This is a genomic window from Enterobacter sp. EGD-HP1 (assembly GCF_000733275.2).
Taxonomy (GTDB): Bacteria; Pseudomonadota; Gammaproteobacteria; order Enterobacterales; family Enterobacteriaceae; genus Enterobacter.
This window is the reverse complement of sequence record NZ_AVOP01000033.1, coordinates 173,802-186,466: the sequence shown is the minus strand read 5'-3', so window position 1 is coordinate 186,466 and position 12,665 is coordinate 173,802. Positions and strand designations below refer to the sequence as shown.

11 protein-coding genes are annotated in these 12,665 nt (G+C 56.8%); 6 read left to right on the top strand and 5 right to left on the bottom strand.

What is annotated here, in order from left to right; translation table 11 throughout:
* Positions 1 to 448 precede the first annotated feature (448 nt).
* The 6 genes from carA (at position 449) to folA (ending at position 8,299) form a co-directional block, all read left to right on the top strand.
* Entirely contained in the window at positions 449 to 1,597 is a 1,149-nt protein-coding gene (carA, locus tag N037_RS18070; protein WP_032642612.1) for a glutamine-hydrolyzing carbamoyl-phosphate synthase small subunit, read from the top strand.
* Between the two features lie 18 nt (positions 1,598 to 1,615).
* Positions 1,616 to 4,840 (top strand): carbamoyl-phosphate synthase large subunit, encoded by a 3,225-nt coding sequence (carB, locus tag N037_RS18065; RefSeq protein WP_032642610.1) that lies wholly within the window; start codon positions 1,616 to 1,618, stop codon positions 4,838 to 4,840.
* 139 nt (positions 4,841 to 4,979) lie between these two features.
* On the top strand, positions 4,980 to 5,213 hold the full coding sequence (locus N037_RS18060; RefSeq protein WP_023310357.1) for a YgdI/YgdR family lipoprotein: 234 nt from the start codon (positions 4,980 to 4,982) through the stop codon (positions 5,211 to 5,213).
* A 103-nt stretch (positions 5,214 to 5,316) separates the two neighbouring features.
* Positions 5,317 to 5,847, top strand: a complete 531-nt coding sequence (gene kefF, locus N037_RS18055; protein WP_032642608.1) for a glutathione-regulated potassium-efflux system oxidoreductase KefF — start codon at positions 5,317 to 5,319, stop codon at positions 5,845 to 5,847.
* Positions 5,840 to 7,705 carry a glutathione-regulated potassium-efflux system protein KefC gene (gene kefC, locus N037_RS18050; protein WP_032642606.1) on the top strand — a complete coding sequence of 622 codons (1,866 nt, stop codon included), beginning with the start codon at positions 5,840 to 5,842 and terminating at the stop codon, positions 7,703 to 7,705. The genes kefF and kefC overlap by 8 nt, the downstream gene beginning before the upstream one ends.
* Positions 7,706 to 7,819: 114 nt before the next feature.
* Complete coding sequence (gene folA, locus N037_RS18045) at positions 7,820 to 8,299, top strand: type 3 dihydrofolate reductase (RefSeq protein ID WP_032642603.1); 480 nt, start codon at positions 7,820 to 7,822, stop codon at positions 8,297 to 8,299.
* A 39-nt stretch (positions 8,300 to 8,338) separates the two neighbouring features.
* Here folA and apaH read toward each other — a convergent pair whose 3' ends face one another.
* The 5 genes from apaH to surA are packed head-to-tail and all read right to left on the bottom strand — an operon-like array spanning position 8,339 to position 12,663.
* Positions 8,339 to 9,187: a bis(5'-nucleosyl)-tetraphosphatase (symmetrical) ApaH gene (gene apaH / locus N037_RS18040; RefSeq protein ID WP_032642601.1), complete on the bottom strand. Its 849-nt coding sequence runs from the start codon at positions 9,185 to 9,187 to the stop codon at positions 8,339 to 8,341.
* A 4-nt stretch (positions 9,188 to 9,191) separates the two neighbouring features.
* Positions 9,192 to 9,569: a Co2+/Mg2+ efflux protein ApaG gene (gene apaG, locus N037_RS18035; RefSeq protein WP_032642599.1), complete on the bottom strand. Its 378-nt coding sequence runs from the start codon at positions 9,567 to 9,569 to the stop codon at positions 9,192 to 9,194.
* Between the two features lie 3 nt (positions 9,570 to 9,572).
* The gene (rsmA, locus tag N037_RS18030) at positions 9,573 to 10,394 is read right to left on the bottom strand and encodes a 16S rRNA (adenine(1518)-N(6)/adenine(1519)-N(6))-dimethyltransferase RsmA (protein WP_023334474.1); all 822 of its coding nucleotides are present in this window, start codon (positions 10,392 to 10,394) and stop codon (positions 9,573 to 9,575) included.
* Positions 10,391 to 11,377, bottom strand: a complete 987-nt coding sequence (pdxA, locus tag N037_RS18025) for a 4-hydroxythreonine-4-phosphate dehydrogenase PdxA (RefSeq protein ID WP_032642597.1) — start codon at positions 11,375 to 11,377, stop codon at positions 10,391 to 10,393. Before pdxA ends, rsmA begins: the two co-directional genes overlap by 4 nt.
* Entirely contained in the window at positions 11,377 to 12,663 is a 1,287-nt protein-coding gene (gene surA, locus N037_RS18020) for a peptidylprolyl isomerase SurA (RefSeq protein WP_032642595.1), read from the bottom strand. Before surA ends, pdxA begins: the two co-directional genes overlap by 1 nt.
* Positions 12,664 to 12,665: the final 2 nt, after the last annotated feature.

The window sequence follows — 12,665 nt, the reverse complement described above, 5'->3', positions numbered from 1 at the left end:
TTACCCATCGTGATGTGGTTATTGCAGTCGTAATTGATTGATTGCATAGGGCAATATTTTATTGCCCTTTTATTTTACCTGTTTCGTGGTGTATTTTTATTTAAGCCAATAAAACGCTATCTCTTGCTGCATTTTTACGTTACTGGAATGTAAATTTTGACCATTTGGTCCACTTTATTAAGCTCCATCGCGTTACTTTTTATTAAACCAGGCGCGCAAGCGTTTTCCGCAGTGATTTACCTGATCTTTTTGTCGCTTAAGCTGCATTCCTTTCACCAGGCCTGCAAAAGACTAAACAAAATATCCGTTTTAAGTTGACTTTTACCCACCAAATCCCCAGAATGCCGCCGTTTGCCAAAAATCCGCTGGCAACACATTTGCATTGATTCATGATATGGTTATGAATTAATATGCAAATAAAGTGAGTGAATATTCTCTGGAGGGTGTTTTGATTAAGTCAGCGCTATTGGTTCTGGAAGACGGAACCCAGTTTATCGGTCGGGCCATAGGGGCAACGGGTTCGGCGGTTGGGGAAGTCGTTTTCAATACTTCAATGACCGGTTATCAAGAAATCCTCACTGATCCTTCCTATTCTCGCCAAATCGTTACTCTTACTTATCCTCATATCGGCAATGTCGGCACCAATGCGGCTGACGAAGAATCTTCTCAGGTACATGCGCAAGGCCTGGTCATCCGCGACCTGCCGCTGATTGCCAGCAACTTCCGCAATACCGAAGACCTCTCTTCTTACCTGAAGCGCCATAACATCGTGGCGATTGCCGATATTGATACCCGTAAGTTAACGCGTCTGCTGCGCGAGAAGGGTGCACAAAACGGCTGCATCATCGCGGGTGATAACCTCGATGCGGCCCTGGCGCTGGAAAAAGCGAAAGCCTTCCCGGGCCTGAACGGCATGGACCTGGCGAAAGAAGTAACTACCGCTGAAGCCTACAGCTGGACGCAGGGTAGCTGGACGCTGGAAGGCGACCTGCCGGAAGCGAAAAAAGAGAGCGAGCTGCCGTTCCACGTGGTGGCCTACGATTTCGGCGCCAAGCGCAACATCCTGCGCATGCTGGTTGACCGCGGATGCCGCCTGACGGTGGTTCCGGCACAAACGTCTGCCGAAGACGTGCTGAAGATGAATCCGGACGGTATTTTCCTGTCCAACGGCCCTGGCGACCCGGCGCCGTGCGATTACGCCATCGCCGCCATCAAGTCCTTCCTGGAAACCGACATCCCGGTATTCGGCATCTGCCTTGGCCATCAGCTGCTGGCGCTGGCGAGCGGTGCGAACACCGTTAAGATGAAGTTCGGCCACCACGGTGGTAACCACCCGGTGAAAGACATTGATAACAACACGGTGATGATCACCGCGCAGAACCACGGGTTTGCCGTCGATGAAGCCTCGATGCCGGCTAACCTGCGCGTGACCCACAAGTCGCTGTTCGATGGCACCCTGCAGGGTATCCACCGTACCGATAAGCCAGCATTCAGCTTCCAGGGTCACCCGGAAGCCAGCCCGGGCCCACACGATGCCGCGCCGCTGTTCGATCACTTCATCGAACTTATCGAGCAATACCGTAAGACCGCTAAATAATCAGGAGCCGAGAAGACAATGCCAAAACGTACAGACATAAAAAGCATCCTGATCCTTGGCGCTGGACCGATCGTCATCGGCCAGGCCTGCGAATTCGACTACTCCGGCGCGCAGGCATGTAAAGCCCTGCGTGAAGAGGGTTACCGCGTTATCCTGGTGAACTCTAACCCGGCAACCATCATGACCGACCCGGAAATGGCCGATGCAACCTACATCGAGCCGATTCACTGGGAAGTGGTGCGTAAAATTATCGAGAAAGAGCGCCCGGACGCGGTGCTGCCAACCATGGGCGGCCAGACGGCGCTGAACTGTGCGCTGGAGCTGGAGCGTCAGGGCGTGCTGGCCGAATTCGGCGTGACCATGATTGGTGCGACCGCCGACGCGATTGATAAAGCAGAAGACCGTCGCCGCTTCGACGTGGCGATGAAGAAAATCGGCCTCGACACCGCGCGTTCTGGTATCGCACACAATATGGAAGAAGCGCTGGCCGTCGCGGCTGACGTGGGCTATCCGTGCATTATCCGTCCATCGTTCACCATGGGCGGTACCGGCGGCGGTATCGCCTACAACCGCGAAGAGTTCGAAGAGATTTGCGAACGCGGTCTGGATCTCTCCCCAACCAAAGAGCTGCTGATTGATGAATCGCTGATTGGCTGGAAAGAGTACGAGATGGAAGTGGTGCGTGATAAAAACGACAACTGCATCATCGTCTGCTCTATCGAAAACTTCGATGCGATGGGCATCCACACCGGTGACTCCATCACCGTTGCGCCAGCCCAGACCCTGACCGACAAAGAGTATCAAATCATGCGTAACGCCTCGATGGCGGTACTGCGTGAAATCGGCGTGGAAACCGGCGGTTCTAACGTGCAGTTCTCCGTGAACCCGAAAACCGGCCGTCTGATTGTTATCGAAATGAACCCGCGCGTGTCCCGTTCCTCCGCGCTGGCCTCTAAAGCGACCGGCTTCCCGATTGCGAAAGTGGCGGCGAAGCTGGCGGTGGGTTACACCCTCGACGAGCTGATGAACGACATCACCGGTGGCCGCACGCCAGCGTCCTTCGAGCCGTCCATCGACTACGTTGTCACCAAAATTCCACGCTTCAACTTCGAGAAATTCGCCGGCGCCAACGACCGTCTGACTACCCAGATGAAATCTGTTGGTGAAGTCATGGCGATTGGCCGCACGCAGCAGGAATCCCTGCAAAAAGCGCTGCGCGGCCTGGAAGTGGGCGCGACCGGCTTTGACCCGAAAGTCAGCCTGGACGACCCGGAAGCACTGACCAAAATCCGCCGCGAGCTGAAAGACGCGGGCGCAGAGCGTATCTGGTACATCGCCGATGCCTTCCGCGCGGGCCTGTCCGTCGACGGCGTGTTCAACCTGACCAACATTGACCGCTGGTTCCTGGTGCAGATTGAAGAGCTGGTGCGTCTGGAAGAGAAAGTGGCGGAGCTGGGCATCAACGGCCTGGACGCTGACTTCCTGCGCGTGCTGAAGCGTAAAGGCTTTGCCGATGCGCGTCTGGCTAAGCTGGCGGGCGTGCGTGAAGCGGAAATCCGCAAGCTGCGCGACCAGTACGACCTGCACCCGGTCTACAAGCGCGTGGACACCTGTGCGGCTGAATTCTCGACCGACACCGCGTACATGTACTCCACCTATGAAGACGAGTGCGAAGCGAACCCGTCCGTCGACCGCGACAAGATTATGGTGCTGGGCGGCGGTCCAAACCGTATCGGCCAGGGCATCGAGTTCGACTACTGCTGCGTACACGCCTCCCTGGCGCTGCGCGAAGACGGTTACGAGACCATCATGGTCAACTGTAACCCGGAAACCGTCTCTACCGACTACGACACCTCTGACCGCCTCTACTTCGAGCCGGTTACCCTGGAAGACGTGCTGGAAATCGTGCGCATCGAGAAGCCAAAAGGCGTTATCGTGCAGTACGGCGGCCAGACCCCGCTGAAGCTGGCGCGCGCGCTGGAAGCAGCAGGCGTGCCGGTTATCGGCACCAGCCCGGACGCGATTGACCGTGCGGAAGACCGCGAGCGTTTCCAGCAGGCGGTTGACCGTCTGAAGCTGAAACAGCCGGCGAACGCCACCGTCACCGCCATTGAACAAGCGGTGGAGAAGGCGAAAGAGATTGGTTACCCGCTGGTGGTGCGTCCTTCGTACGTGCTGGGCGGCCGCGCGATGGAAATCGTGTATGACGAAGCCGACCTGCGCCGCTACTTCCAGACCGCGGTAAGCGTCTCCAACGATGCGCCAGTGCTGCTCGACCGCTTCCTCGACGATGCGGTAGAAGTGGACGTTGATGCCATCTGCGACGGCGAAATGGTGCTGATTGGCGGCATCATGGAGCACATCGAGCAGGCGGGCGTGCACTCCGGTGACTCGGCCTGTTCTCTGCCAGCGTACACCCTGAGCCAGGAAATCCAGGACGTGATGCGCCAGCAGGTGCAGAAGCTGGCCTTCGAGCTGCAGGTTCGCGGTCTGATGAACGTCCAGTTCGCAGTGAAAGACAACGAAGTCTACCTGATTGAAGTTAACCCGCGCGCGGCACGTACTGTACCGTTCGTCTCCAAAGCCACCGGCGTACCGCTGGCGAAAGTGGCGGCGCGCGTGATGGCGGGCCAGACGCTGGCGCAGCAGGGCGTGACCAAAGAGATCATTCCACCGTACTACTCGGTGAAAGAAGTGGTGTTGCCGTTCAACAAATTCCCGGGCGTTGACCCGCTGTTAGGGCCAGAAATGCGCTCTACCGGGGAAGTGATGGGCGTGGGCCGCACCTTCGCAGAAGCGTTCGCGAAGGCGCAGCTGGGCAGTAGCTCCACCATGAGAAAATCAGGCCGTGCGCTGCTCTCCGTTCGCGAAGGCGACAAAGAGCGCGTGGTTGACCTGGCCGCCAAGCTGCTGAAACAGGGCTTCGAGCTGGACGCAACCCACGGTACGGCGATTGTGCTGGGCGAAGCCGGCATCAACCCGCGTCTGGTGAACAAGGTGCATGAAGGTCGTCCGCACATTCAGGACCGTATCAAGAATGGCGAATACACCTACATCATCAACACCACCGCAGGCCGCCAGGCGATTGAAGACTCCAAGCTGATTCGCCGCAGCGCGCTGCAGTACAAAGTGCACTACGACACCACCCTGAACGGCGGGTTCGCGACGGCCATGGCACTGAACGCGGATGCCACCGAGAAGGTGATTTCGGTGCAGGAAATGCACGCGCAGATTAGCAAGTAAGTCAAAATGCCCGGTGCCGTTCGGCTGCCGGGCATTTTCCCCATCTTCAGAACCTTCTGGTTTTTCATCCGCTTTCAGTCAGTTAGCCTAAAATGGTTAGGTCGATAACGAAATTCAACTGAGAGCAGGGGAAAACACCATGCAAAATAAATTACTGATCGCTTCCGTTCTGGCTGCCACGACAATGTTTACCGTTGCGGGCTGTTCGTCTAATCAGGCCGTAAAAACCACCGATGGCAAAACCATTGTCACCGACGGCAAACCGCAGGTGGATGACGATACCGGTCTGGTGTCGTACAAGAACGCCGAAACCGGTCAAACCGAGCAGATCAACCGTGACCAGGTAAAATCCATGGGCGAGCTGGATAACTAATTCAGAATTCTGACGTAAGCCCGTCAATAATATTCACTATTAGCCTGTTGAATTACTGACTACACTCTTTTGTTAAAAGAAAGCAGTAACAACAGGCTAATCAATGATTCTGATAATTTATGCCCATCCTTATCCGCAGCACTCGCATGCGAATAAGCGGATGCTTGAGCAGGTAAGGACGCTTGATAACGTAGAGATACGTTCCCTCTATCAACTCTATCCCGATTTTAATATTGATATCGCCGCCGAACAGGAGGCGCTTTCCCGTGCCGATCTGATTATCTGGCAGCATCCCATGCAGTGGTACAGCACGCCCCCGCTCCTGAAACTGTGGATTGATAAAGTCTTCTCCCACGGCTGGGCGTACGGCCACAACGGCGATGCGCTAAAAGGGAAAAGCCTGATGTGGGCGGTCACCACCGGCGGAGGGGAAAGCCACTTTGATATCGGTTCCTTCCCGGGTTTTGACGTCCTGGCGCAACCGCTGCAGGCGACCGCGCTCTATTGCGGTCTGAACTGGCTCCCGCCTTTTGCGATGCACTGCACGTTTGTTTGCGACGATGAAACGCTGCAGGCGCAGGCTCGCCATTATAAACAACGCTTACTTGAGTGGCAGGAGGCGCACCATGGATAGCCATACGCTGATACAGGCGCTGATTTACCTCGGCGCGGCGGCGCTGATTGTGCCCGTGGCGGTACGCCTGGGGCTGGGCTCTGTTCTCGGCTACCTGATTGCGGGCTGCGTCATTGGGCCGTGGGGCTTCCGACTGGTCACGGATGCAGAGGCTATTCTGCATTTCGCTGAAATCGGCGTAGTGCTGATGCTGTTTGTGATTGGCCTGGAGCTCGATCCGCAGCGGCTGTGGAAGCTCCGCGCCTCGGTATTTGGCGGTGGGGCGCTGCAGATGGTGGCCTGCGGCCTGCTGCTGGGCGGGTTCTGCATCCTGTTGGGTATGGACTGGAAAGTGGCAGAACTCATCGGCATGACGCTGGCGCTCTCTTCAACGGCCATTGCCATGCAGGCGATGAACGAGCGAAATCTGACGGTCTCCCAGATGGGACGCAGCGCGTTCTCGGTGCTGCTGTTCCAGGACATTGCCGCTATCCCGCTGGTGGCGATGATCCCGCTGCTGGCGGCCAGCGGTTCCTCGACGACGCTGGGCGCTTTCGCGCTGTCGGCGCTGAAGGTGGCGGGCGCGCTGGCGCTGGTGGTGCTGCTTGGCCGCTACGTGACCCGCCCGCTGCTGCGGTTTGTTGCCCGCTCTGGCCTGCGCGAAGTGTTCAGCGCCGTGGCGCTGTTTCTGGTGTTTGGCTTCGGTCTGCTGCTGGAGGAAGCCGGGCTGTCGATGGCGATGGGGGCGTTCCTCGCAGGCGTTCTGCTGGCGAGCTCTGAATACCGTCACGCGCTGGAAAGCGATATTGAGCCGTTTAAAGGGCTGCTGCTGGGGCTGTTTTTCATCGGCGTCGGGATGTCCGTCGACTTCGGCACGCTGGTGACGCACCCGCTGCGGATCGTCATCCTGCTCGTTGGATTCCTGGTCATTAAAATGGTGATGCTGTGGCTGATTGCTCGTCCACTGAACGTGCCGGGCAGGCAGCGCCGCTGGTTTGCCGTGCTGCTGGGGCAGGGGAGTGAATTTGCGTTCGTGGTCTTTGGCGCCGCGCAGATGGCAAACGTACTCGATCCCGAGTGGGCGAAAGCGCTGACGCTGGCGGTCGCACTGTCGATGGCGGCGACGCCTGTGTTGCTGGTGGTGCTGACGCGCCTGGAAAAATCGGACAGCGAGCAGGAGCGCGAAGCCGATGAGATTGACGAGGAGCAGCCGCGCGTCATCATCGCCGGATTTGGCCGCTACGGGCAGATCGTCGGTCGTTTACTGCTCTCCAGCGGGGTGAAAATGGTCATCCTCGATCACGATCCCGACCATGTTGATACCCTGCGTAAATTCGATATGAAGGTGTTTTACGGGGATGCGACCCGCGTCGATCTGCTGGAATCCGCCGGGGCGGCAAAAGCCGAGGTACTGATTAACGCCATTGACGATCCGGAAACCAGCATGCAGATGGTGGAGCTGGTAAAAGAACATTTCCCGGCGCTGACCATTATCTCCCGCGCGCGCGATGTGGATCACTACATCAGGCTGCGACAGGCGGGCGTAGACGCGCCGGAGCGTGAAACGTTCGAAGGTGCGCTGAAGTCTGGCCGTATGGCGCTGGAAAATCTGGGGCTCGGCGCGTATGAAGCGCGCGAACGCGCGGACCTGTTCCGCCGCTTTAATACCGAGATGGTGGAAGAGATGGCGGCGATGGCCGGCAGTACGGCCACCGAGCGTGCGGCGGTGTTCAAACGCACCAGCGCGATGCTGACGGAAATCATTAACGAGGACCGTAACCACCTGTCGCTGATCCAGCGTCATGGCTGGCAGGGCACGGAAGAGGGCAAGCATACCGGCGATCCGGCTGACGAGCCCGAGAGTAAACCTTCCGCGTGAAGTGGAGTTGCCAGCAATAATAAAAAATTTCTTTATCTTTACCCTGCCGCCAGTCGACGAAAGATTAAGCTTTCCGTATAGTGGCGGCAATTTTTTGCATCCGGGAAATTTTCAATGATCAGTCTGATTGCAGCGCTGGCGGTGGACCGCGTTATCGGTATGGAAAATGCCATGCCGTGGAACCTGCCTGCCGATCTCGCATGGTTTAAACGTACTACGTTAAACAAGCCGGTAGTGATGGGCCGCCTGACCTGGGAGTCGATTGGTCGTCCATTGCCGGGCCGTAAGAATATCGTTATCAGTAGCCAGCCAGGCACTGACGATCGCGTCGAATGGGTTAGATCAGTAGACGAGGCGATTGCTGCTTGCGGCAATGCCGAAGAGATCATGGTGATTGGCGGTGGGCGCGTGTACGAGCAGTTCCTGCCAAAAGCGCAGAAGCTCTATCTGACCCACATTGATGCAGAAGTGGAAGGGGATACCCATTTCCCGGACTACGATCCGGACGAGTGGGAATCGGTATTCAGCGAATTCCACGACGCGGATGCACAGAACTCACATAGCTACTGCTTCGAGATTCTGGAACGTCGTTAAGTGATTTTCCCTCTCCCGGCCGGGAGAGGGAATAACGTATCAGGAGGCGACGGCCTCACTTTCTCCTAAGTCCAGCTGTCGGTTGGACGGCTGCACAAAGTAAGCTTTATCTTCCCAGCGTAAGCAGGTTAAGTCTCCGCCCCAGCAGCATCCGGTATCCAGACCGTAGATCCCTTCCGGTGTTCCTTTTCCTTCCAGCGCAGCCCAGTGACCAAACACCACGCTGTACTCGCTTGTCACCGGCCCCGGAATGGCAAACCACGGTTTGAGCGGAGCGGGCGCGCTTTCCGGCGTCTCTTTGGAATACATATCCAGCTGTCCGTTCGGGAAGCAGAAACGCATGCGGGTGAACGCGTTGGTGATAAAGCGCAGACGGGCCAGACCGCTCAGTTCCTCGCTCCAGTGGTTCGGCATATCGCCGTACATGGCATCAAGGAAGAAAGGATACGAGTCGCTCGCCAGCACCGCTTCAACGTCACGCGCGCAGGTTTTTGCCGTCTCAAGATCCCATTGCGGGGTGATCCCGGCATGCGCCATGACCAGCTTTTTCTCTTCGTCGATCTGCAGCAGGGGCTGACGGCGCAGCCAGTTAATCAGATCGTCCGCGTCCGGCGCTTCCAGCAATGGGGTGAGGCGATCTTTAGGTTTGTTGCGGCTGATCCCGGCGAAAACCGCCAGCAGATGCAGATCGTGATTGCCCAGCACCATGCGCACGCTGTCGCCCAGCGATTTGACGAAACGTAATACTTCAAGGGAGCCGGGGCCACGCGCGACTAAATCGCCCGTCAGCCAGAGCGTGTCCTGTCCTGGCGTAAAGTCGACCTGTTTTAATAATGCGATCAGTTCATCGTAGCAACCGTGAACGTCGCCAATCAGATATGTAGACATTAGATTAATGAATGAGTGTGGTTACGGCGAGACGGAACACAGGAATGGCAACGCGGAAATCATTGCCATCGACGTCGACCATTTCATAATGGCCTTGCATGGTACCCATCGGCGTTTCAATCACCGCGCCGCTGGTGTACTGGTACTCTTCGCCAGGGGCGATATGGGGCTGCTCACCGACCACACCTTCACCCTGAACTTCGATTTCGCGGCCATTGCCGTTAGTGATAAGCCAGTAGCGCCCGCGCAGCTGCACGGGCATCCGCCCCAGATTACGAATGGTCACGGTGTAAGCGAAAACAAAACGTTCTTCCTCCGGGGAGGACTGTGATTCAACATAGACGCTTTGTACATGGACACATACGCGGGGCGAATCAATCATGGCTTAACTCTCCTTCGGCGGCGCATTATCGCTGATGTAATTAGCCAGCTTGCAGTACTGCTCTACGGAAATGTTCTCCGCACGCATTGCCGGGTCGATCCCCAGCTCGGCTAACACCTCAACGGTAAACGAATTGCTCAGGCTGTTACGGATCGTTTTACGGCGCTGGTTAAAGGCTTCAGTGGTAATGCGGCTCAGTACGCGCAGATCTTTAACCGGATACGGTTTCGTCTTGTGCGGCACAAGGCGCACAACCGCTGAATCCACTTTCGGTGGCGGTGTGAACGCTGACGGCGGTACTTCGAGTACCGGGATCACGTTGCAGTAATACTGTGCCATCACGCTTAAACGACCATACGCTTTACTGTTCGGGCCTGCAACCAGACGGTTAACAACCTCTTTTTGCAACATGAAGTGCATGTCGGCAATGGCATCAGTATAGCTAAAGAGGTGGAACATGAGCGGCGTGGAGATGTTGTACGGCAGGTTGCCGAAGACGCGCAGCGGCTGGCCCATTTTTTCCGACAGCTCGCCAAAGTTCATGGTCATGGCGTCCTGCTGATAGATGGTCAGCTTCGGCCCGAGGAACGGGTGCGTTTGCAGGCGTGCGGCCAGATCGCGGTCCAGTTCGATGACGGTCAGCGCGTCGAGGCGTTCGCCTACCGGCTCGGTCAGCGCGGCAAGGCCCGGGCCGATTTCGACCATCGCCTGACCTTTTTGCGGATTAATAGCCGAGACAATGCTTTCGATCACGAACTGATCGTTAAGGAAGTTTTGCCCGAAACGTTTACGGGCTAAGTGGCCCTGGTGGACTCGATTAGTCATTGAGTATTAACAATCATTTTGATGGCGAGATTAAGCGCCGTAATAAAACTGCCGACATCCGCTTTCCCCTGGCCTGCCAGATCCAGCGCAGTACCGTGGTCAACGGACGTTCGAATAAAGGGTAAACCGAGGGTGATATTCACTCCGCGGCCAAAGCCCTGGTATTTTAGCACGGGCAGGCCCTGATCGTGGTACATCGCGAGCACGGCGTCGGCATTATCCAGGTATTTCGGCTGGAAAAGGGTATCCGCAGGCAGCGGCCCGCTGAGGTTCATCCCCTTCGCCCGCATTTCGTCGAGCACCGGAATAATGGTGTCGATCTCTTCGGTCCCCATGTGCCCGCCTTCTCCGGCGTGCGGATTCAGGCCGCAGACCAGCACGTGCGGCTGCGGGATCCCAAATTTTGTCTGCAGATCGTGATGCAAAATCCCGATGATCTCGCGCAGGAGTTCAGGGGTGATCGCGTCAGGAATGGCTTTGATCGGCAGATGGGTTGTCACCAGCGCAACGCGCATCTCCTCCGTCGCCAGCATCATCACCACTTTCGGGCTGTGCGAGCGCTCTTCGAAGAACTCCGTATGCCCGGTAAACGGTATACCCGCTTCGTTGATGACGCCTTTATGAACGGGGCCGGTAATCAGGGCGGCAAATTCGCCCTTCAGGCAACCGTCGCAGGCGCGCGCAAGGGTTTCAACGACATAGTGGCCGTTTTCTGTGCTGAGCTGGCCCGGAATGACCGGCGTACGTAGGGGAACGGAAAGAAGGGTGAGCGTACCGGCTTGCTGCGGCGCTGGCTGTTGGTCTTCAACGTAAGGAATGAGCGTTAAAGGCAGACCGAGCAGCGTTGCCCGGTCTTGTAACAGTGTTGCATCGGCGCAGACAACCAGTTCTACCGGCCAGCTGCGCTGGGCGAGCTGGACAACGAGGTCAGGCCCAATCCCGGCGGGTTCGCCGGGCGTGATAACAACACGATGCTGTTTCATTAGTTGCTCAGAACTTTCACGTAAGCACTGGCGCGTTGTTCCTGCATCCAGGTTGCTGCTTCTTCTGAGAACTTACGGTTAAACAGCATACGGTAGGCTCTGTCTTTCTGTGCCGCATCCGTTTTATCAACGTTACGGGTATCCATCAGCTCGATCAGATGCCAGCCAAACGAAGAGTGGACCGGCGTGCTGATCTGGCCTTTGTTCAGCTTCATCAGCGCATCGCGGAAGGCGGGATCGTAAATATCCGCAGCCGCCCAGCCCAGATCGCCGCCCTGGTTAGCAGAGCCTGGATCCTGAGAGAACTCTTTTGCTGCCTTCGCAAACGAGGTTTTACCGCTCTTAATGTCAGCTGCGATCTGCTCCAGCTTCATCCGCGCCTGATCGTCAGTCATGATCGGTGACGGCTTCAGAAGAATGTGGCGAGCGTGAACTTCGGTGACGGAGATATTTTGGCTCTGGCCGCGGAGATCGTTCACCTTCAGAATGTGGAAGCCCACGCCTGAACGGATAGGACCGACAATATCCCCTTTCTTCGCCGTGCTCAGCGCCTGGGCAAAGATGGATGGCAGCTCCTGAATACGTCCCCAGCCCATCTGGCCACCTTTCAGCGCCTGTTGGTCAGCGGAGTAAGTGATTGCCAGTTTGCCAAAGTCGCCGCCGTTACGCGCCTGTTCAACAATAGAACGCGCCTGACTTTCTGCTTCCGCAGCCTGATCGGACGTTGGGTTCTCTGGCAGTGGGATCAGAATGTGGCTCAGGTTCAGCTCTGTGCTCGCATCGTTCTGATTACCCACCTGTTTTGCCAGCGCGTCCACTTCCTGAGGCAGGATGGTGACGCGGCGACGCACTTCGTTGTTACGCACTTCCGAAATCAGCATCTCTTTACGGATCTGGTTACGGTAGGTGGCGTAGCTAATGCCGTCATAGGCCAGACGGCTGCGCATCTGATCTAAAGTCATATTGTTCTGCTTCGCGATGTTAGCGATCGCCTGATCGAGCTGCTCGTCAGTGACCTTCACACCCATTTTCTGCCCCATCTGCAGAACGATCTGATCCATGATCAGACGCTCCAGGATCTGGTGGCGCAGCGTGGCGTCATCCGGAAGCTGTTGACCGGCTTCGCCCGAATTGAGCTTCACCGATTTCATCAGACCGTCAACGTCACTTTCAAGCACGACGCCGTTGTTAACCACAGCAGCGACTTTATCAACAACCTGGGGGGCCGCGAAGCTGGTATTCGCAACCATAGCGACACCGAGCAGCAGCGTTTTCCAGTTCTTCATAC

Coding starts and splice junctions, on each gene's coding strand:
- surA (WP_032642595.1), bottom strand. CDS start 12,663: ATGAAGAACTGGAAAACGCTGCTGCTCGGTGTCGCTATGGTTGCGAAT.
- rsmA (WP_023334474.1), bottom strand. CDS start 10,394: ATGACTAATCGAGTCCACCAGGGCCACTTAGCCCGTAAACGTTTCGGG.
- carB (WP_032642610.1), top strand. CDS start 1,616: ATGCCAAAACGTACAGACATAAAAAGCATCCTGATCCTTGGCGCTGGA.
- apaH (WP_032642601.1), bottom strand. CDS start 9,187: ATGTCTACATATCTGATTGGCGACGTTCACGGTTGCTACGATGAACTG.
- folA (WP_032642603.1), top strand. CDS start 7,820: ATGATCAGTCTGATTGCAGCGCTGGCGGTGGACCGCGTTATCGGTATG.
- N037_RS18060 (WP_023310357.1), top strand. CDS start 4,980: ATGCAAAATAAATTACTGATCGCTTCCGTTCTGGCTGCCACGACAATG.
- kefC (WP_032642606.1), top strand. CDS start 5,840: ATGGATAGCCATACGCTGATACAGGCGCTGATTTACCTCGGCGCGGCG.
- apaG (WP_032642599.1), bottom strand. CDS start 9,569: ATGATTGATTCGCCCCGCGTATGTGTCCATGTACAAAGCGTCTATGTT.
- kefF (WP_032642608.1), top strand. CDS start 5,317: ATGATTCTGATAATTTATGCCCATCCTTATCCGCAGCACTCGCATGCG.
- pdxA (WP_032642597.1), bottom strand. CDS start 11,377: ATGAAACAGCATCGTGTTGTTATCACGCCCGGCGAACCCGCCGGGATT.